The sequence below is a fragment of the Caulobacter sp. GW821-FHT09A05 genome (assembly GCF_059418465.1).
In genome coordinates this window covers 200164-220264 of the sequence record NZ_JBWKPX010000002.1, presented here as the reverse complement: position 1 = coordinate 220264, position 20101 = coordinate 200164, and the positions used below count along the sequence as shown (strand labels likewise).

Here is a 20101-nt window from a genome sequence, read left to right as displayed (position 1 = left end):
CCAGGCCGTCACCGGCCTGGGCGGCGTTTTCGCGTGAGGCGGAAGGGGGGCGCGAGCCTCCAGTGTTTCGCCGCCGCCTGGAGATCATCGCATGAGCCCTCTTTCCCGCTTTCTGGTCCGGGCCAGCGCCGCGGTTCTCGCCTGGACCCTGGCGGGTCCGGCGGCCAGGGCCGACGCCGCCAAGGTCGACCTGCTGATCGGGAGCATGACCCTGGAGGAGAAGGTCGGCCTCCTGCACGGCCGCGAGGATCCCCAGCGCCTGGCCGGCGGCGGCTACATCCCCGGCGTCTCCCGCCTGAACGTTCCGGCCCTGCGCCTGGCCGACGGCCCGGCGGGCGTGCGCACCGCGCGCGCGGCGACGGCGTTCCCCGCGCCGGTCGCCCTGGCGTCCACCTTCTCGCCGATGCTGGCCAAGGCCTGGGGCGGCGCCGTGGCCAGCGAGGCCCTGGCGCGCGACCAGCAGCTGCTTCTGGCGCCGATGACCAACAATGTCCGCGTGCCGACGGCGGGCCGCAACTTCGAGACCTTCGGCGAGGATCCACTGCTGGCCTCGCGCCTGGTGGGCGCCAGCGTCCAGGGCCTGCAGGACGGCGGCGTGATCGCCACGGTCAAGCATTTCGCGGCGAACAACCAGGAGACCGACCGCAAGACGATCGACGTCCAGGTCGACGAGCGCACCTTGCGCGAGATCGAGTTCCCGCCCTTCCAGGCGGCCGTCCAGGCCGGGGTCGGCGCGGTCATGTGCGCCTACAACAAGGTGGGCGGTCTGGGGGCGTGCGAAAACCCGTTCCTGCTGGACAAGGTCCTGCGCCAGGAATGGGGCTTCTCCGGCTTCGTGATGTCCGACTGGTTCGCCGCCCACAGCACGGCTCCGTCGCTGAAGGCGGGCCTGGACATGGAGATGCCGAACGGCAAGTTCCTGGGCGAGGCGCTGATGGCCGCGGTGGCCAAGGGCGAGGTCGCCGAAGCCGACATCGACCGCTCGGCGCGGCGTATCCTGACCCAGATGGACCGCATCGGCCTGCTCGGCGGCGCCGTCGCGCGGCCGGCCGAAGAGGACGCCCAGCGCCGGGCCCACGCCGACCTCGCCCTCCAGATCGCCCTGCAAGGCGCGGTGCTGCTCAAGAACGAGGGCGGCGTCCTGCCGCTGGACGCCGGCCGGCTGGCCCGGACCGCGATCATCGGCCCGACCGCCAGGCGGTCGCTGTTCGGGGGCGGCGGCAGCGCCGAGGTCAAGCCGACCGCCCTGGACGATCCCTACCAGGCGCTGGGCGCGCGGGCGGGCGCGCCCCTGGTCTTCGCCGAGGGCCTGCGCCTGGAAGGCGAGCCCATCCCGGCGGCGGCCCTGGCGTCCGACGCCGGGGCGGGCCTGGCCGGCGCCTCGGGTCCGTTCACGGGCGCGACGACCGTCGACAAGGGCCAGGCGGCCAGCTGGGAAGGCTGGGTCACGGCTCCGGAGACCGGCGAATACGAGCTGATGCTGCAGTTCACGCCGGTCGGCGGCCTGGCGCTGGCCGAGGCCGATCGCGGCATGGCCGACGTCGAGCTGGACGGCGAGCGGATCATCGAGGGCGGCCGGCTGTTCGGCGGCTCGCGGCTGATCAAGACCTCGGACGGCCTGCTGAACCAGGGCCATGTCGTGCGCCTGGAGCGCGGGGCGCGCTATCGCCTCAAGCTGGCGGTCAAGGCCTCGGCCGTCGAGCCGTTGCGCCTGCGCCTGGCCTGGACCACGCCCGGCCTGCGCCGGCGCCTGATCGAGGCGGCGGCGACGGCGGCCAGGGCGGCCCCGGCCGCCGTCGTCTTCGTCCACGTCGAAGGCACCGAGGGCGAGGACAATCGCTCCCTGGCCTTGCCCTATCATCAGGACGAACTGATCCGGGCGGTGGCGCGGGCCAATCCCGACACCGTGGTCGTGCTGAACACCGGCGCGCCGGTGCTGATGCCGTGGATCGACCAGGTCAAGGCGGTGCTGCAGATGTGGTATCCGGGCCAGCGCGGCGGGGAGGCGACCGCCGACCTGCTGACCGGCAAGGCCAATCCGTCGGGCCGTCTGCCCGTCACCTTCCCGATGTCCGACAGCCAGACCGCGGTCGCCCGACCCGAGCGCTTCCCGGGCGTGGGCGGTCGGCAGACCTATTCCGAGGGCGTGTTGGTCGGCTACCGCTGGTACGACGCCCAGAAGGCCAAGCCGCTGTTCCCGTTCGGCCACGGCCTGTCCTACACGCGCTTCGACTACAGCGGCCTGAAGGTCACGCCTGTCGCCGATGGGCTGGAGGTGGCCTTCACCCTGCGCAACGCCGGCGCGGTGGACGGCGACGAGGTGGCGCAGGTCTATGTCGACGGCCCGAGCTCGCGTCCCGAGGGCCTGACCTTCGCGCCGCGGATCTTGGCCGGATTCGAGCGCGTGACCCTGCGCGCCGGCGAGAGTCGCCGGATCCAGTTGAAGGTCGACCAACGGTCGCTGTCCTACTGGTCGCCGCGAGACCGCGCCTGGCGCGTTCCGACGGAGGCGCGTGGCGTTCGGGTGGGCGGCTCGTCGCGCGACTTGCCGCTGTCGAGCCAGGTTCAGTACCGCCCCTGACGGGCTGGGAACGACGATCCTCGCTCCCAGGGAGGCGCACTGATCGCTGGCGGGCGCCGGCCAACGGCCATAGAAAGGTCGTGGCGAGCCGCGATCAATCGCTGGCGATGTGAAGGCCCGTGACGTGATCAAACAATACGGCTGGTCCGATACGCTGCGGCGGGCCTTCGAGCCGCACGCGCGCGCCGGCCATAGCCCTGGCCGTATCGTCGCCCAGCACCGCGACGGCTATCACGTGGTCACCGGCGAGGGGGAACTGCGCGCCAATCCCGCCGGCCGCCTGCTGCACGAGGCCGGCGAGGCGGACTATCCGGCGGTCGGCGACTGGGTGGCGCTGTCGCTGGACCCGGCCAAGGGCGCCGCCACCGTCCACGCCATCCTGCCGCGCCGCACCGTCTTCGTGCGCCGGGCGGCCGACAGCGTGCAGACCCTGCAGGTCGTCGCCGCCAACATCGATGTCGCCTTCGTCGTCAGCTCGCTGAACGCCGACCTCAATCCGCGCCGGATCGAGCGCTACCTGGCCGCCGCCTGGCAGAGCGGGGCCCGGCCCGTGGTGGTGCTGACCAAGTCCGACCTCGCCGACGACCCGCAAGGCCAGGCCGACGCGATCGCCGCCCTGGCGGCCGGCTGCCCGGTGTTGACGGTGTCGGCGCGGCAGGGGCTGGGCCTGGACGCCCTCCTGGCCCACGTGGCGCCCGGCGAGACCTGCGTGCTGATCGGCTCGTCCGGCGTCGGCAAGTCCACCCTGGTCAACGCCTTCCTGGGCGAGGACCGCCTGGCGACCCGGGCGATCCGCGAGTCCGACGACCAGGGCCGCCACACCACCAGCCATCGCCAGCTGGTCCTGCTGCCCGGCGGCGGGCTGATCCTCGACACGCCCGGCATGCGGGAAGTGGGCCTGATCGACGCCGAGGAAGGCCTGAGCGTGGTGTTCGACGACATCGAGCGCCTGATCGAAACCTGCAAGTTCAATGACTGCGGCCACGCCAACGAGCCCGGCTGCGCGGTGCGCAAGGCGCTGGCGGACGGCGCGCTCGATCCCGCCCGCTGGGCCCACTTCCGGAAGCTGGGCGTCGAACTGGCCGAGGTCCAGGACCGCGCCGACCGCGCCGCCAGGGACACCGAGCGTCGCCGCTTGGCCGCGCTGCAGAAAGCCTATCGCGCCAACAAGAGAGACGCCCGAGGCGGGGACTGACCGACCTGGTCGGAGAACAAGGTTCTTGCAGAATATGGCCCTCGACCCGGACAAATGGGGTTAGGTGAGGATTCCTGCTTCACGAGAAATGCCCATGTCCGCGTTCACCATCGTCACCACCAGTGCGACCCAAGGCAGCGATGCGGTGGAGGTAAGCACGCTGAGCGATGATTTCGGCGATCAAAGCGAGGCCCTGGGGTACTCGCGCCGCATGGCCGAGGAGATGGTGGGCATGGCCCATCAACTGTCGCTGGACTTCGACTTCAGCACGGTCGGCCTCTATGACGGCGACCTGATCGACGAGGAGATCGATCCGGGCCACGCCGCCTTCCTCGGCGCATGGGTGCTGGACGAAGAGGGCGTCGTGTTCGTTGCGGCGGACGAGTTTCGCGAAGGCCCGGCCGAGTCCGACGTCCCTTAGCGGAAGTCGGACGTCCGCTCCTGGCGCGCCTCGGGGCGCGCCGCGCCCCGGGGCCAGCGCGTTTCGGGTCGGATTTGTCATTTTCGCGTCAGCGGCCGGACCGGAACCGACGTCCATAGTCGCCGCGCCTCGCCCTGTCGGTTCGCACCGCATTCCTCTCCCCCCCGGGGGTGCATTCGCCAGAACCTTCAGGTGCGAGGTTCCTGGCTGTAGAGTGCCCCACCGCGGACCGTGTCCGCCCAACCGACCGTGAGTTGAAGGCGCGAACCGCCGACATGAAGATCCTGATCGTCGAGGACGAACCCAAGACCGTCGCCTATCTGCGCAAGGGGTTGACCGAACAGGGCTACGCCGTGGACTTCGCCAGCGACGGCGAGAGCGGCCTGCACCTGGCCCAGACCCTGGACTACGACGCCGTCATCCTCGACGTCATGCTGCCCCGGCTGGACGGGGTCGCCCTGCTGCAGCGCCTGCGCCAGCGCCACCAGACGCCGGTGATCATGCTGACCGCCCGCGACAGCGTCGAGGACCGCCTGCAGGGCCTGGGCGCGGGCGCCGACGACTATCTGGTCAAGCCGTTCTCGTTCCTGGAACTGCTGGCCCGGCTGCAGGCGATCACCCGCCGCGGTCGCAACGAGTCGACCTCGATCACCGTCGGCGACCTGCATCTGGACCTCCTGGCGCGGCGGGCCACCCGGGCGGGCAAGCGCCTGAACCTGACCGCCAAGGAGTTCGCCCTGCTGGGCGTGCTGGGCCGCCGCCAGTCGCAGATCGTGTCCAAGACCGTGATCACCGAACTGGTCTGGGACATCAATTTCGACACCAACACCAACGTCGTCGAGGTGGCGATCAAGCGCCTGCGGGCCAAGATCGACGGCGGGTTCGACACCAAGCTGCTGCACACCATCCGAGGCATGGGCTACGTGCTCGAACACCGTCCGGAGGAGACCGCCTGATGCCGACCTCGATCTCCGGACGCCTGACCCTGATGTTCGCCGTGGCCACCGGCCTGGTCTCCGCCCTGGCCGGAGTGGCGATCTTCATGTTCCAGACCCTGGAGCTGAGGCGGCACCAGGCCGAGGAACTGAACGCCCGTTTCGAGATCGTGGAGGCCATGGTCCTGCGCCTCGGCGAGGTCGCCAAATGGCCGCTGCTGGCCGACAAGCTGACCTCCTTCACGCCGGCCAACGACAGCATCCGCTATCGGGTCGAGAGCGCCGACCCCCGCTTCGTCTACGGCGCCGCCTGGCCCGCGGACGCGAAGATCCAGGGCGGCCGCGAGGGCCTGGGCTATGTCCGCTTCGACCAGCGGCGGTTCATGACCCTGTCGAAGGTGGTGGCGCCTAATCGCGAACGCCCGGCGGTGCGCCTGACCATCGCCGCCGACACCGCGCCCTTCGACGCTTCCGGGCTGGTGCTGGGCGTCGGCGTCCTGGCCGTCTCGCTCCTGACGGTCGCCGTCGTGAGCCTGCTGGGCCGCCGCATCGCCAGGAGCGGCCTGGCGCCGGTCGACCGGCTGTCGCAGCACGCCGCGGCGCTGAACCCCGACGACCTCAGCCTGCGGATGCCGACCCAGGCGTTGCCCGCGGAACTGAAGGGCCTGATGGCCGCCTTCAACGGCGCGCTGGACCGCCTGCAGCACGCCTATGTCCGGCTGTCGGCGTTCAACGCCGACGTGGCGCACGAACTGCGCACGCCGCTCAGCAACCTGATCGGCCAGACCCAGGTGGCCCTGTCGCGCCCCCGCCAGGCCGACGAGCTGGAGGACGTGCTCCACTCCAATCTCGAGGAACTGGAACGCCTTCGCACCATCATCAACGACATGCTGTTCCTGGCCCGCGCCGACCAGGGCGCGATGGCGGCCAATCTGGCGACCGCCTCGCTGGCCGGCCTGGTCCGCAAGACCGCCGACTTCCTCGACGTGCTGTTCGAGGAGGCCGGCGTCACCCTGCGCGTGGTGGGCGATGCGACCCTCGCCGTCGAGGAGTCGCTGCTGGCCCGGGCCCTGACCAACCTGCTGGACAACGCCATCCGCCATGGCGCCGGACCCGGTCTGGTGACCGTGACGATCGAGGACCATGGCGAGGAGGTCTGCATCGGCGTGCGCAACAGGGGCGCGCCGATCCAGGACGCCCATCTGGCCCGACTCTTCGACCGCTTCTACCGCCCGGATCCGGCCCGCGAGAACAGCGGCGACAGCCACGGCCTGGGGCTCGCGGTGGTCAAGGCCGTGGCGTCGATGCATGGCGGGAGCGTCTTCGCCCGTTGCGAGAACGGCGAGGTCCTGGTGGGTCTGTTCCTGCGCAGGCGGATCCCGCCGCCGATCGACGGGCGGACGGACGCTCCGGCCCGGCGCCCCGTCGGCGCGCCGGCCGAGCCGGAACTCGTCCGCCCGCTCTAACTTGCCCCCTAGCTTGAAGGTCCTGGGGTTCCGTCCCACCCGCCGCCCAGGGCGCGGATCAGGTCGACGCCGGCGGCGAGCCGTCGGGTCCGCAGGTCCAGGGCGGTGCGGCGGGCGTCGAGCTCGGCGGTCTGGGCGGTGACCACGTCCAGATAGCTGGTGGCGCCCTCGCGATAGCGCGTGGTGGCCAGGAGGTTCGTCCGGACCGCGGCGTCCACCGCCTCGGCCTGGCGCGCCTCGGCGGTCGCCAGGCGGTTGGCCAGGGCCAGCTGGTCCTCGACCTCGCGGAAGGCGTCCAGCACGGTCTTGCGATAGAGCGCCGCCTGTTCGTCGAAGGCCGCGCGACTGGCGGCGACGTCGGCGCGGCGCGCGCCGCCGTCGAGCAGGGGCAGGCCGACGGCGATCGGGCCCAGCGCCCACTGGCGGTTGGACGCCGACAGCAGGTCCCCGCCCGCCGACTCGAAACCGCCGGTCGCCGCCAGGGTCAGGCGGGGGAAGGCGGCGGCGCGGGCCACGCCGATACGGGCGTTGGCCGCCGCCATCCGGCGTTCGGCGGCGGCGACGTCGGGACGTCGCTGCAGCAGGCTGGACGGCGCATCGACCGGGACCCTCGGCGGCTCGACCAGGTCGGGCGCCGCCGCCAAGGTGAAGCGGGAGGCGGACTCGCCCACCAAGGCGGCGATGGCGTGTTCCAGCAGGGCCCGATCGGCCAGGGCCTGTTCGTACTGGGCCTGGGTCGCGGCCAGCTGGGTGCGGGCCCGGCCGACGTCGACCGCGCTGGAGGCGCCGCCGCGGAACCGCTTGTCGGTCAGGGCCAGGGCCTTTTCGTAGGCGTCGGCGGTGCGGGTCAGGACCGAGATCTGGCCGTCCAGGCCGCGAAGCTGGAAGTAGGTGTCGGCCAGCTGGACCTGCAGGCTGAGCCGCGTCGACGCCAGGTCGGCGCCGCTGGCCTGGGCCTCGGCGCGGCCGGCGGCCACCAGGTCGCGGACCCGGCCCCAGAGGTCCAGCTCGTAGGCCGCCGTCGCCTCGACCAGGCGGTCGTCCTGTCGGCCCAGGCCGGCGTCGCGATACCGCTCGACGCTGGCCGTGGCGTCCACGGTCGGCGAGCGGGCGGCGCGGGCCCGGCGCGCCAGGGCGCGGGCCTGGTCGTAGCGGGCCAGGGCCGCGGCCAGGTCCGGCCCGCCGGCTTCGAGGCGCTGTTCCAGGTCGTCGAGCACCGGATCGCCGAAGACGCGCCACCAGGCGCCGCGCGCCTGGGCGTCGGCCGGGGCGGCCGGGGTCCAGGGACCGGTCTCGCGATAGGCCGGCGTCGCGGCGACGACGGGCGGCGGGGCGTAGGCAGGGGCCAGGCTGCAGCCGCCCCCGACGAGGGCGGGGAGCGCGACCAGCGCCAGGGAAAGGCTACGAGGCCGCATTGGACGCGCCCTTCGGCCGCACCGCCCGCACCACGTCGCCGTCGGCGATGGAGTCGGGCGGGCTGTTGACCACCCAGTCGCCGGCCCCGACGCCGCCGGCCAGCTCCAGGTCGGTACCGAAGTCGCGGGCGATCCGCACGGTCCGGATCCGGACGCGGTTGTCGGCTCCCACCAGGGCCACCGCCGTGCCTTCCTTGCGGAAGAGCAGGGCGTTCGACGGCACTCGAAGCGGATTCGGATCCGTCGCCGGGCCTTGCAGGTCCAGGGTCACCTGGGCGTAGGCGCCCGGCTTCAGTTGGCCGGCGCTGTTGTCGAACTCCAGCTGCACGAGCATGGCGCCGGTCTGGGTGTCGACGGCGTCGGCCGAGCGGACGATCCGGGCCTGGAACACCCGGTCGGGCTGCTCGGGCACGGTGAAGCGGGCGGTCAGGCCCGGGCGGACCCCGGCGGCCAGGCTCTGGGGCACGCTGACATAGAGGCGCAGCTTGCGGATGTCGGCGACGGTGAACAGCGGCGTGGCCCGCCCGTCGCCTGCCGCGATGAAGGCGCCGACGTCGGTGGCGCGGCTGGTCACCACGCCGTCGAACGGCGCGACGATCCGCCGGAAGCCGGTCAGGGCCCGCAGGCGCTGGACATTGGCCTGGGCCTCGTTGCGCATGGCCTCGCGGGCGGCGAAGTCGCCGCGCTTCTCGTCGGCCTCCTGCTGGGAGACCGCGTTCTCGCTGACCAGGCGCTCCCAGCGCTTGGAGGTCACGGCGGCCAGGTCGCGCTGGGCCTGGGCGGTGGCCAGGGCCGCGTTGGCGGCGACCAGTTGCTGGTCGACCTCCGGGGCGTCGACCTCGGCCAGCAGCTGGCCCGCCTTCACCGCGGTTCCGATGTCGACGTACCAGCCGCGCAGATAGCCGCTGGTCCGGGCGTAGACCGGCGCCTCCGCCCAGGCCTGCAGGCGGCCCGGCAGGACCAGCGTCCCGGCCTCGCCCCGCGAAGGCCGCGTGACGCTGACGGACTGTACGGCGCTGTCGTTCGTCGCCGCGCTCAGGGCCTGCCGGGCCGTCAGCCGGGTCGCGGTCCCGGCGACGAGGACGACCGCCAGCACGGCCGTGATCACATAGGCCGCGCGGCGCAGCCGCTTGGGCGAGGTCGTGGGCAAGGGGGCGTCAGGCATGGGCGAGACCTTGGGAAGGCGCATCCCGGCGGGAGGCGCGGCGGCCGTGGACGAGGGCGAAGATGCAGGGAACGAAAAGCAGCGAGGCGCAGGTGGCGAAGAGCAGGCCGCCGACCACGGCGCGGCCGAGCGGCGCGTTCTGCTCGGCGCCTTCCCCCAGGCCCAGGGCCATGGGAGCCATGCCGATGATCATCGCCAGGGCGGTCATCAGCACCGGGCGGAAGCGGGTGACCCCGGCCTCGAAAGCGGCCTGGACCGCGTCGTCGTGCTCGGCCAGCCGTTCGCGCGCGAAGCTGACCACCAGGATGGAGTTGGCCGTGGCCACGCCCATGCACATGATCGCGCCGGTCAGGGCGGGCACCGACAGCGGCGTGCCCGTGGCGAACAGCATCCAGGCGATGCCGGCCAGCGCCGCCGGCAGGGCCGAGACGATGACGAACGGATCGGACCAGGACTGGAAGTTGATGACGATCAGCAGATAGATCATCACGACCGCGCCCAGCAGGCCCCAGCCCATGCCCGAGAAGGCGGTGTTCATCGTCTGATACTGGCCGCGAAGGGTCACCTTGACGGTGGCGGGCTTGTCCTTCTCCAGGGTCTTGAGAACCTTCTGGATGTCGTCCGCCACGCCGCCCAGGTCGCGCCCCTGGGTGGCGGCGAAGACGTTGACCATCGGCTGGATGTTGTATTGCGAGATGACGGCGGGGGTCGCGCCCCGGCTCAGCACGCCCAGGCCGCCCAGCACCTGCGGGTCCTGTCCGGGCGTCCGGGACCCGGTGACGGGGATGGCGGCCAGCTTCTGCAGGCTGTCGATCATGTATTCCGGGGTCTGGGCGACGACGGGGTAGGACACGCCGTTGGCGGGGTTGAGCCAGAACACCGGCGCGGCCTGGGCGCTGCCGGCCACCGAGCCGGCCAGGCCGGCGGTGACGTCGCGCTCGTCCAGGCCCAGGGCGTTGATCCGGGTGCGGTCGACGTCGAAACGCAGTTCGGGAGCGCCGGCCGGCTGCTGGATCCGCGCATCGGCCACCCCGTCGACCCCGCGGATCGCGCGCAGGATCTTCTGGGCGTAGGCCTGGTTGGCGGCCAGGTTGTTGCCCGTCACCTGGATGTCGATGGGGGACGGCGCGCCGAAGTTGAGGATCTGACTGGTGACGTCGGCCGGCAGGAACGAGAAGGTCGCGGTCGGGAACAGGCGGGGCAGGTCCCGCCGCAGCCGGGCGATGTGCTCGGCCGTCGGCGCATGGCCCTTCTTCAGGCTGATCAGGATGTCGCCGTCCTGCGAACCGATCGTGCCCGAGGCGTTGTAGATGGTGTTGATGCCGCTGCTGCTGAGGCCGATGTTGTCGACGATGGTCTCGATCTCGGCCGGCGGGATGATCGTGCGCACCTGGCGCTGGATGCGGTCGAACAGCGCCGCTGACTCCTCGATGCGCGAGCCCACCGGCGCCCGGACGTGCAGGGCGATCGCGCCCGAATCCACGGCCGGGAAGAAGTTGCGGCCCAGGAACGGGACAAGGACGAGGCTGACGAGCGCGAAGGCCACGAAACCGGCGACGAACAGCCGTCCCGAGCCCAGGGCCGAGCCGAGCACGCCGGCATAGCCGTCGCGGACGCGGCCGAAGCGGCGCTCGAACCCCTGCTGGAACCGCACCAGCGGCTTGGAGGAGGGAGGCGGCCCGTCCGGCCCATGGGCCGCGTGCGGCCGCAGCAGGAACATGGCCATGGTCGGCACCAGGGTCCGCGACAGCAGGAACGAGGCGATCATCGCGAACACGACCGACAGGGCCATCGGCACGAACAGGAAGCCGGAGACGCCGGGCAGGAAGAACATCGGCACGAAGACGATGCAGATGCACAGCAGGCTGACGAAGGCGGGCGTGACGATCTGGGCCGCGCCGTCGAGGATGGCGGTGCGGACGTCCTTGCCCTGCTCCAGGTGCCAGTTGACGTTCTCGATGGTCACCGTGGCGTCGTCGACCAGGATGCCGACCGCCAGGGCCAGGCCGCCCAGGGTCATGACGTTGAGGGTCTGGCCGAAGGCGGCCAGGGCGGCGATGGCGGCCAGCACCGCCAGCGGGATCGAGATGGCGATGATCGTCGTCGAGCGCCAGGACCCCAGGAACAGCAGGATCATCAGCGATGTGAGGACCGCCGCCAGCGCGCCTTCGTGCACCACGCCCGCCACCGCGGCCTTCACGAAGGCGGACTGGTCGTTCAGCGGGGTGATGGTCAGTTCCTTGGGTAGGCTGGTCTTCAGCTCGGGCAGGGCCGCACGGACGCCGTCGACGATCGAGATCGTCGAGGTGGCGCCCGACTTCAGCACCGTCATCAGCACCGAGCGCTGGCCGTCGACGTGCACGACGTTCTGCTGCGGCGCCGAGCCGTCGCGAACGTGGGCGACGTCGCTCATCCGCACGGTGGCGCCGTTGATGGTGCGGATCGGCAGATTGTTCAGCTCCTCGACCGTGCCGGGGGCGTTGTTGAGCTTGAGGCTGTACTGGAACTCGCCGATCTTGACGAAGCCGGCCGGGGTGATCTGGGTCTGGGCGGCGATGGCGGCGCCGACGTCGGTCGCCGACAGCCCCTTCGAGAGCAGGGCCTGCGGATCGATGTCGACCTGGATCTGGCGCGTTCGGCCGCCGAACGGGAAGGGGAGGGCCGCGCCGGGCACCGTGACCAGGCGCGTGCGGATGAAGTTGACCCCGTAGTCGAACAGCCTCTGCTCGCTGAGGCCGTCGCCGGCCAGGGCCAGCTGGACGATGGGCACCGTGGAGGCGTTGTAGTTGAGGATCAGCGGCGGCGTCGTGCCGGTCGGCATCTGCCGCAGCAGGGTCTGGGAGATGGCCGTGATCTGGGCGTTGGCCAGCCGCACGTCGGCGCCCGGCTGGAAATAGATCTTCACCACCCCGATGCCGGGCAGGGAATGGGCCTCGATGTGCTCGATGTCGTTGACCGTCGTGGTCAGCGTCCGCTGGTAGGGGGTCAGCACCCGCCCGGACATCTCCGAGGCCGACAGGCCGTTATAGGTCCAGGCCACCGCCACGACCGGCACCCGGATGTTGGGGAAGATGTCCGTCGGCGTGCGCAGCACCGCCAGAACCCCGACGATCAGCACCATGATGGCGGCGACCACGAAGGTGTAGGGACGTGAAAGCGCGATCCGCACGAGGGATGTCATGGCAGGTTCCGTCGTTGCGGAAGAATGAGGGCCAGACCTAGCAATCCCATGCGGTCGCCAGGCTGACGCCAAGCTGACAAGGTTGTCAGCCAACTCGCAAAGCCAGACACCGCTTGGCTTTCGTCCGCGGACCGGGGCGCGACAGGATGAGGAGCTTATGGTCAGGCGCGCCGGGTCGGCGGGCGGGCCCGTCTTCCGGCGTCAGGTCAAGGTCCGATTCCGGCGCGACGCGGCCTTCCGCTCTCAGGCCTGGCTGCGCGTGATCCCTATGCCGGCGCTCGCGGCCCAGGCGTTCAGGTCGCCGCGTCGGAGGGCGGTGGCCATCATGTCCGGGAAGAGATCGGGGGTGCAGGCGAAGACGGGCGCGCCGAGCGCGGCGACGGCGGCGGCCAGGTTGGCGTCATAGGATGGGCGGCCGTCGTCGTTCAACGCCAGCAGCACGATCAGGTTGACGCCGCTGTTCACCAGCGCCGCGGCCCGGCCCAGCATCGCCTTGGCGTCGCCGCCCTCATAGAGGTCGGTGACGAGCACCAGGTGGGTCTGGGACGGATCGGCGATGTTGGCCTGGCACCAGGCCAGGGCCTGGTTGATGTCGGTGCCGCCGCCCAGCTGGACGCCAAACAGCACCTCGACCGGATCGGCCAGGTCCTCGGTCAGGTCGGCGACCACGGTGTCGAACACCGCGAGCTTGGTGCGCATGGCGGGAATGGAGGCCAGCACCGCCGCGAAGATCGAGGCATAGACCACCGAGCTGGCCATGGAGCCCGACTGGTCGACGCACAGCACCACTTCGTCGAGCCGCCGGCGGCGGCTGGCCCGGCCAAAGCCGACCAGCTTCTCGGGCACGATGGTCCGGTGCTCGGCCTGCCAGTGACGCAGGTTGGCGCGGATGGTTCGGGGCCAGTCGATGTCGCCGGGACGGGGCCGAAAGCTGCGTTGGCTGCGGTTGAGCGCTCCGCGCAGGGCCTGGGTGGTCTGGCTCTCCAGCCGGGCCAGGAGCTGGTCAACCACCTTGCGCACCACCTGCCGCGCGGTCTCCTTGGTCTTCTCCGGCATCACCGAGCGCAGCGAGATCAGGTCGGCGATCAGGTGCACATCGGCCTCGACCGCGGCCAGGAACTCCGGCTCCAGCAGCATCTGGCGCAGGCCCAGCCGCTCGAAGGCGTCGCGCTGCACCATCTGCACCACCGGGGCGGGGAAGAACTCGCGCACGTCGCCCAGCCAGCGCGACACCTTCGGGGCCGAGGCGCCCAGCGAACCCTTGCGGCCGCCGCTGTCGTCGCCGGGGCCGTAGAGCGCGGTCAGCACGGCGTCCAGCCGCTGGTCGCGCGGGGCCAGCGGCTCATCGCCGTCCTCGGCGCCCAGCACCAGGCGCCAGCGGCGACGGGCGTCCTCGGCGGTCGGCGCGATCGTCTCGTCCCGCGGGGCGGCGTCCTGGTTCATGCGCTCATTCCCAGCAGGGTCTTCAGCAGCGGCAGGGCGGCCTGGAAGGCCGTGTCGTCGCCCGTGGCGGCCGTTTCGTCGGGATCCGGGGCGGCGCGATCGCCGGTCGCGGCGTCCAGCAGACGCCGCCGTTCCATGCGGTCCAGGCCCGAAAAGGCCCGGCGCAGCTGAGGCAGCAGGCCGTCCAGGTCCTCGGGCGGAATACGCCGCAGCCAGTCGTCCAGCACGTCGAGCAGCGGCTGGTCGTGCAGCAGCAGCCGGCCGGCGTCGTCGAGGAAGCCCTCGAGCCAGGCGGCGGCGTCGGCGGGTGGCACGGCCGACGACAGGGCGCGCGACAGCCGGGTGGCGGTGGTCTCGACGCCGGCGCCGCCGTCGTGCAGCTTGCGGGCCGCGAAGCCGCGCAGGCCGGCGGCGACCGCCCTGTCCTCGATCAGCCGGCCCAGGGCGGCGCGCCAGTCGGCGACCAGTCCGGGGCGATCGAGCAGGGGCAGGGCGCGCTCCAATCCGGCGGCGGCGGCCAGCATGACGGCGGCGGCCCCATCGTCCAACTGGCGGCAGGCGACCGGCAGGCCGACGCAGACTTCCTCGACCATGGCCTCGATGAGCCGCCGCAAGGGGGCTTCGGGAATGGCGCGGGCCTGGCCGTAGCGCAGGGTCTCGGCCAGGGGCGCGGCGGCGCGCATCAGGGCGCCGACGTCGCCGGACCGGGCGGCCACGGCCTGCAGGCGGTCGATGCAGCGCTCGGCGGCCCGCGGCAGGTCGGCCAGGAGGGTGGCGCGCACCAGTTCGGCGACAGCGGCCGGATCGTCCCGGGCCTCGGCGCGCTCGACGGCGGCCTCCGAGGCGGCGTCCAGGATGGTCACGCCCCAGCGCAGGGCCTCGGCCAGGGCCACGCCCAGCTCGGGCTCCCATAGCAGGATCCAGCGCTCGCGGAAGGTGCCCCGGCTGCCGCCGACGTCGGTCAGCCGGCCCCACGGCACGTCGATCAGGCTCAGGCGGTGCAACAGGGCCGACTTGGCCAGGCCGACCTCCGAGCGCAGGTCGAGGCTGGCCTCGGTCTCGACCGCCTCGGGCTTGAGCCGCAGCTTCTTCTGCTGGCGGGCCAGGTCGGCCAGCAGCGGCATCAGGGGCACGGCGGGGTCGACGCTCCCGACCCGCGATCCGATCACCAGCCGCTGCTCGATCAGCCGCATCGGCGCGTCCTGGCCATGGCACAGGGTGGCCAGGCTGGCCTCGTTCAGCTCGTCCAGGCCCGGGGCGCCGCGATCGCGCAGCGCCGCCAGGGTCTCGGCCAGCCGCACGGCCTCGATCACCGAGGCGGTGGAGGCGGCCAGGCCCTCGTCGCGCAGCAGCCCCGCCACCCGCGCCTGCCAGCCGACGGCCAGGGTCCGGACGTCCAGGACCTCGCGGCCTTCCAGCGCCGCCCACAGATGCCGGTACCAGCCGGGCGACACCACGCCGGCCCCATAGCCCGAGTTGCGGGCCAGGCGGGCGTCGGTCCAGGGGGTCCAGGTGACGGCGACCTCGGTCTTGGGCAGGCCCTTGAGCAAGGCCCTGTCGTCCTTCAGGGGAACCTGGCGGCGCAGGGCGGGCACGTGCCAGGCGCCGACCACGGCCGCGACCGGGCCTTCGCAGGCCTCCAGGCCGGCGCGGATCGCCAGCCGCATATGCGCCTCGCGCCGGGCCTCGCGCACGGCTTCGTCCGTGGTCGGATCTTGCTCAAGCTCGGCCCGCTCGCGCACGGCGGTCATGGCCGTCTCGATGGCGGCGAACAGGGACTCGGGGTGGCTCCCTTCCTCGATCAGGCTGTTCCACCACGCCTCGACGTCGCCGTAGCCGGCCAGCTCGGCCAGGTCCGCCAGCGGATCGCGGGGCCCGGCCGAGGGCGTTTCGGCGGGGACGGCTTCCACGGTCTCGTCGGACGGGGCCTCCAAAGGTTCGGCCTCGTGCTCTTCGGCGAGCGGCGGCTCGACCCTGGCCTCGGCCGCCGCGCGCAGGGCCAGATTGTGCGTGGCCGGCAGGTCGATGAAGCGCACGGGCCGGCCGTGGTCCTGGGCCCAGCGGATCGCGATCCACTCGGGCGAGAACTCGGCGAGGGGGTAGAAGCTGGCCAGGCCCGGCCGGTCGGGCGCGTGGGCCAGCAGCGCCACCGGCGGGACCATGTCCGGCGAGGCGGCGAAGGCCAGGACGGCCTCGGCTTCGGGCGGCCCCTCGATCAGCACCATCGCCGGGTCCAGCCGGTCGAGCGCCCGCGCCAGGCTGTGGGCGCAGCCGGGACCGTGGTGGCGGACGCCGAAAAGATGGAGCCGATCGCTCACAGCACCTCGCGGATCGCGCCGTAGAGGTCGCCCCAACCCTTGCGGGTCTTGACCACGGTCTCGAGATATTCGCCCAGGACGACCGCGTCCTGCACCGGGTCCTTGACGACGGCGCCGACGATGTTAGCCGCCAGGCTGCCGGCGTCGATGACGCCCGAGCCGAAGTGGCCGGCCTCGGCCCAGGCGCCGATGGTCACGGCGATGGCCTCGGCGGTGCTCAGCGTGCCGCTGGGCGATTTCAGCTTCATGCGGCCGTCGGCGGTCTCGCCCGAGCGCAGCTCGCGGAACAGCGTCACCACCCGCTCGATTTCGGCGGTGGCGGACTTGACCGGCGGCAGGGCCAGGCTGGCGCCCAGCTCGGTCACGCGCTTGGAGACGATGCCGACCTCCTCCTCGAAGCTGGACGGCAGCGGCAGCACCACGACGTTGAAGCGGCGTTTCAGCGCCGCCGACAGGTCGTTGACGCCCTTGTCGCGGTTGTTGGCGGTGGCGATCACGTTGAAGCCGCGCCGGGCGTGGACCGCCTCGTTCAGTTCGGGAATCGGCAGCATCTTTTCCGACAGCACGGTGATCAGGGTGTCCTGCACATCGGCGCCCATGCGGGTCAGTTCCTCCAGCCGCACGATCGCCCCGTCCTCCATGCCGCGCATCAGCGGGGTGGGGGTGATGGCGGCGCGCGACGGGCCTTGGGCCAGCAGCAGGGCGTAGTTCCAGCCATAGCGGATCTGGGTCTCGTCGGTGCCGGCCGTGCACTGGATCAGCCGCTGGGACGAGCCCGACACCGCCGCCGCCAGGTGTTCCGACACCCAGGACTTGGCCGTGCCCGGCACGCCCAGCAACAACAGGGCCCGGTCGGTGGCCAAGGTGGCCACGGCCGTCTCGATCAGGCGCCGGTTGCCGACGTACTTGGCGCTGATCGCCGTGCCGTCCTTGGCCTTGCCGCCCAGCAGGTAGGTGACCACGGCCTGGGGCGACATCTTCCAGCCCTCGGGCCGGGGACGATCGTCGTCCTTGGCGAGCGCGGCCAGCTCGTGCGCGAACAGATCCTCGGCGGCCAGCCGAAGTTGTTGGGAAGGATCAGGCAACGGGCGTCTCCGAAAGGGCGGACGGGTTGGAGGGCGTGGCCAGCCGGGCCAGGAAGGCCAGGTAGGCGGCGGTCTTGGGCTGGCGCGCGGGCGGGATCGCGGCCAGGGCGTCGGCGACGGCCCGGGCCATCGGCGAGGGCATGGCCGACACGGCGCGCAGCAGGACGTCGTCGGGCTCGAATCTGTCGTTGGTCTCGGCCTGCTGGATCACCTCGGCCAGCCAGCGCCGCCACGGCGGACTGGCGATCAGCCGGGCGGCCAGGTCGCCGGACATGGGCCCGTCCAGGAACTCCGCCAGATTGAAGCCGTCGAGCCGCGGATCGAAGCGGACCTCGGGCGTCAGGCTGGCGGCCATCACCGCGTGGCGGGTCTCGCGGCTCATCAGGTCGGCGTCCAGCGGCAGCCTCAGCACGTCGCCGGGCCAGACCGGATCGTCGAGCCTGGCCAGGAAGGCCGCCGCCAGGGCCGGGTCGTCGTCCAGCAAGGCCGCGCGAGCCAGCAGGGGCAGGGCGGGCTGGGCGCCCGCGGCGGCCTCGGGCAGGTCATGGGTCTCCAGACCCAACCCGCCGACCAGGACGGTCAGGCCAAAACCCTCGAACAGGGTCGCGGCGGCGTGGCGGTCGCCGGTAGGCGGCTTGAACGTCAGGCGGCGGGTCTTGCGCAGCAGGCCCTTGGTCTCGACGCCCAGGCCGGCGCGGGCCAGGGCCAGGCGCGCCTCGTAGGCCGGCGCCCCGGGCAGCCGGGCCAAAAGGCCGGTCGCCGCCTCGCGCACCCCCGATGCGCGGTCGGCCAGGCAGGACTCCAGGAGCGGCGCGTCCTCGGGGCTCAGGTGGATTCCAAGGCCGCCCACCAGCTCGGCCCGCAGCTTGGCGGGTTCACCCGACAGGCTGGCGGCCAGGGCTTGGCGAGCCGCGGCGGGGTCCTTGCGACGGGCCTGGCGGAAGGCGCCCAGCCGGTCGGCCGGACCGCCCTCGGGATCAGGCGCGTCCGAGGCGCTCGCGCCGGTCCAGCCCAGCCACGTCCGTTCGACGAGCCCCAGCCCCTTGCCGCCCAGCCGCAGCAGGGCGTCGAGATGGGGCAGGTCGAACAAGTGCGGGCGTCGGCCCGCCGCCGTGATCGCCGCCAGGATCATCGGGGCCAGGCGACGGCGGCTTTCGGCGTCCAGACGGCGGTCCAGCCGCAGCAAGGCCTCGCGGGCCGCCGGATCCAGCATGGGGCGCGGATCGTCGGGCAGGCGCGAGCCCGCCGCCTCGCCGCGCGGGCCGGCGGCCGGCGCCAGGCGCGCGCGCTGGCCCAGCAGGGCGAGGGCCGCCAGGGCGCGGGCTGGCTCGTCCAGGCCTTCGACGCCGGGCAGGGGCGGCAGGGGCTGGCGCGAAAGGCCCAGCGACAGCGCGCCATCCAGGCGCTTCCAGTCCGCTGTATCGGTCATGAGTCGGCGAACCAGGGGCCGTGCGGCGTGGCGGCCGACAGCAGGGTCAGGATCTGGCCGTCCCAGACCCCGGCCAGCCCGGACAGCGCCAGGCCCAGCAGAGGCGCGGCGGCGCGGGTCTGCTCGACGGCCAGGCGCAGGCCCGCCCCGGTCTCGGGATCGACGGCCCACAGCCCGCCTTCGGCCTCGACGATGCGGCCCGAGCCCGCCACCAGCAGGTCGTCGCCCAGCCACGGCAGGGCCGCCAGCCGCGCGTGATGCGCCGCCAGCGCCTCGGCCAGGCCGGGACCGCCCTGCGGCGCCGTCCGCGTGGCCCGGGCCGGACCGCGCGTGGCGACCAGGGCCCGCAGCGGCGCGGTCGATGGGTAGAAGGCCAGTTCGGCGACGAACCGCTCGCCGGCCGGGATCGCCTCGCCGGCCCCGACCTGCACCGGGGTGAAATCCAGCAGCACGGCGGCGCGCGGCCCTTGCGTGGCGGGATCGGCGGCGGTGAGCCAGGTCTCGGTGCGGCGCAGGCGGTCGGGCTGGATCACCACACGCGCCCCGGCCACCACCCACTCGCCCGCCCAGCGCGGAACGGCCGGATCGTTCAGGGCGTCCTCGCGGCGCACGCTCCAGCCGATGGCCCGGCGCAGGTCGTCGACCAGGGCCGGGTCCAGCCCCTCGCGCCGCCGCCATGCCGCCGAGATCAGATGCAGCCGGCCCAGCTCGGCCAGCAGGAAGTCGGGCCGCAGGGCCTCGGGCCGGCTCAGCAGGGCGCCCGGCAAGGCGTCCAGTCGCGCGGCCAGCCCCGGCGCCTTGACGTCGACCAGCCGCTGGGCCGCCGTTCGGCAGGCGGTCTGGGCGCGCTGGACGAAACCGGCCAAACCCGTGTTCAGCTGGTCGCCGATCCAGACATCCAGGGCCTCCAGCCCCGCGGTGACCGAAGCCTCGCGCGCCGCCTCGGCCTTGGCCCGGCGCTGGGCGGCCTGGGCCTCGGCATGGGCCTGGGCGGCGGGGTCGGCGAGCGGCGCCTCGACCGGGTCGAGCGCGGCCATCGACGGCGCGGGGGCGTCGGCCTGCGCCGGTTTTCCGGCGGGGCGGCCGGTCCCCGGACGCCTGCGTGACAGCCATTCGATGACCCAGGGCGCGGGCTCGCCAACGGCGAAGCGATCGGGATGTTCGGCGAACTGCCACATCATCGCCAGCACGTGCTTGCAGGGGAACTTGCGACTGGGGCAGCTGCACTTATGGCCGCGATCGGCCGGATCGAACATCAGGCGGTAGGGCGCGCTGCCGGAGCCCTGGGCCTCGCCCCAGACCACGCTGGTCGCCGGGTCGCGGGCCAGCAGCGGCCAGGCCGAAGGCTTGAGCAGCTTGGACGCCGCCGTCAGCGCCGACTGATCGGGGGCCATGGCTTCCACCTGGGCCAGGGTCAGCATGCGAAGGCGGCTTTCATCGACGGCGGGCGTCAGTCTCGAGGATTAG

General features: G+C 72.6%; 13 protein-coding genes. 5 read left to right on the top strand and 8 right to left on the bottom strand.

Annotated features, from left to right (window positions below; genetic code table 11):
• The first annotated feature begins 91 nt into the window (after nucleotides 1-91).
• The 5 genes from AC07NX_RS02760 to AC07NX_RS02740 all read left to right on the top strand — a co-directional run bounded on the left by AC07NX_RS02760 (nucleotide 92) and on the right by AC07NX_RS02740 (nucleotide 6598).
• A complete protein-coding gene (locus AC07NX_RS02760; protein ID WP_494638904.1) occupies nucleotides 92-2581 on the top strand; it encodes a beta-glucosidase family protein in 2490 nt (829 codons plus the stop codon).
• A gap of 124 nt (nucleotides 2582-2705) precedes the next feature.
• Nucleotides 2706-3776 carry a ribosome small subunit-dependent GTPase A gene (gene rsgA, locus AC07NX_RS02755; RefSeq protein ID WP_494638902.1) on the top strand — a complete coding sequence of 357 codons (1071 nt, stop codon included), beginning with the start codon at nucleotides 2706-2708 and terminating at the stop codon, nucleotides 3774-3776.
• 94 nt (nucleotides 3777-3870) lie between these two features.
• Nucleotides 3871-4197, top strand: a complete 327-nt coding sequence (locus tag AC07NX_RS02750; RefSeq protein WP_494638900.1) for a hypothetical protein — start codon at nucleotides 3871-3873, stop codon at nucleotides 4195-4197.
• 275 nt (nucleotides 4198-4472) lie between these two features.
• Nucleotides 4473-5153, top strand: a complete 681-nt coding sequence (locus tag AC07NX_RS02745) for a heavy metal response regulator transcription factor (protein WP_028038289.1) — start codon at nucleotides 4473-4475, stop codon at nucleotides 5151-5153.
• Nucleotides 5153-6598, top strand: coding sequence for a heavy metal sensor histidine kinase (locus tag AC07NX_RS02740; protein ID WP_494638898.1), 1446 nt, complete (start codon nucleotides 5153-5155; stop codon nucleotides 6596-6598). The genes AC07NX_RS02745 and AC07NX_RS02740 overlap by 1 nt, the downstream gene beginning before the upstream one ends.
• Nucleotides 6599-6606: 8 nt before the next feature.
• On the opposite strand, the gene AC07NX_RS02735 is transcribed toward AC07NX_RS02740, so the two are convergent.
• From AC07NX_RS02735 to AC07NX_RS02700, 8 genes are all read right to left on the bottom strand, one after another.
• Nucleotides 6607-8013, bottom strand: coding sequence for an efflux transporter outer membrane subunit (locus tag AC07NX_RS02735; RefSeq protein WP_494638896.1), 1407 nt, complete (start codon nucleotides 8011-8013; stop codon nucleotides 6607-6609).
• Nucleotides 8000-9178: an efflux RND transporter periplasmic adaptor subunit gene (locus AC07NX_RS02730; protein WP_494638894.1), complete on the bottom strand. Its 1179-nt coding sequence runs from the start codon at nucleotides 9176-9178 to the stop codon at nucleotides 8000-8002. Before AC07NX_RS02730 ends, AC07NX_RS02735 begins: the two co-directional genes overlap by 14 nt.
• Entirely contained in the window at nucleotides 9171-12359 is a 3189-nt protein-coding gene (locus AC07NX_RS02725; protein ID WP_494638892.1) for an efflux RND transporter permease subunit, read from the bottom strand. Before AC07NX_RS02725 ends, AC07NX_RS02730 begins: the two co-directional genes overlap by 8 nt.
• A gap of 243 nt (nucleotides 12360-12602) precedes the next feature.
• Nucleotides 12603-13802, bottom strand: a complete 1200-nt coding sequence (locus AC07NX_RS02720) for a VWA domain-containing protein (protein WP_494638889.1) — start codon at nucleotides 13800-13802, stop codon at nucleotides 12603-12605.
• Entirely contained in the window at nucleotides 13799-16120 is a 2322-nt protein-coding gene (locus AC07NX_RS02715; RefSeq protein ID WP_494638887.1) for a DUF5682 family protein, read from the bottom strand. Before AC07NX_RS02715 ends, AC07NX_RS02720 begins: the two co-directional genes overlap by 4 nt.
• Complete coding sequence (locus AC07NX_RS02710) at nucleotides 16117-17205, bottom strand: ATP-binding protein (protein ID WP_494638885.1); 1089 nt, start codon at nucleotides 17203-17205, stop codon at nucleotides 16117-16119. The genes AC07NX_RS02715 and AC07NX_RS02710 overlap by 4 nt, the downstream gene beginning before the upstream one ends.
• The gene (locus tag AC07NX_RS02705; protein WP_494638883.1) at nucleotides 17198-18634 is read right to left on the bottom strand and encodes a DUF5691 domain-containing protein; all 1437 of its coding nucleotides are present in this window, start codon (nucleotides 18632-18634) and stop codon (nucleotides 17198-17200) included. Before AC07NX_RS02705 ends, AC07NX_RS02710 begins: the two co-directional genes overlap by 8 nt.
• Nucleotides 18631-20055 (bottom strand): SWIM zinc finger family protein, encoded by a 1425-nt coding sequence (locus AC07NX_RS02700; RefSeq protein ID WP_494638882.1) that lies wholly within the window; start codon nucleotides 20053-20055, stop codon nucleotides 18631-18633. Before AC07NX_RS02700 ends, AC07NX_RS02705 begins: the two co-directional genes overlap by 4 nt.
• Nucleotides 20056-20101: the final 46 nt, after the last annotated feature.

Bases quoted from the DNA above. Each gene is read 5' to 3' on its own strand.
- AC07NX_RS02760 (WP_494638904.1), top strand. From the start codon at position 92: ATGAGCCCTCTTTCCCGCTTTCTGGTCCGGGCCAGCGCCGCGGTTCTC.
- AC07NX_RS02750 (WP_494638900.1), top strand. From the start codon at position 3,871: ATGTCCGCGTTCACCATCGTCACCACCAGTGCGACCCAAGGCAGCGAT.
- AC07NX_RS02745 (WP_028038289.1), top strand. From the start codon at position 4,473: ATGAAGATCCTGATCGTCGAGGACGAACCCAAGACCGTCGCCTATCTG.
- AC07NX_RS02740 (WP_494638898.1), top strand. From the start codon at position 5,153: ATGCCGACCTCGATCTCCGGACGCCTGACCCTGATGTTCGCCGTGGCC.
- AC07NX_RS02735 (WP_494638896.1), bottom strand. From the start codon at position 8,013: ATGCGGCCTCGTAGCCTTTCCCTGGCGCTGGTCGCGCTCCCCGCCCTC.
- AC07NX_RS02730 (WP_494638894.1), bottom strand. From the start codon at position 9,178: ATGCCTGACGCCCCCTTGCCCACGACCTCGCCCAAGCGGCTGCGCCGC.
- AC07NX_RS02725 (WP_494638892.1), bottom strand. From the start codon at position 12,359: ATGACATCCCTCGTGCGGATCGCGCTTTCACGTCCCTACACCTTCGTG.
- AC07NX_RS02720 (WP_494638889.1), bottom strand. From the start codon at position 13,802: ATGAACCAGGACGCCGCCCCGCGGGACGAGACGATCGCGCCGACCGCC.
- AC07NX_RS02705 (WP_494638883.1), bottom strand. From the start codon at position 18,634: ATGACCGATACAGCGGACTGGAAGCGCCTGGATGGCGCGCTGTCGCTG.
- AC07NX_RS02700 (WP_494638882.1), bottom strand. From the start codon at position 20,055: ATGCTGACCCTGGCCCAGGTGGAAGCCATGGCCCCCGATCAGTCGGCG.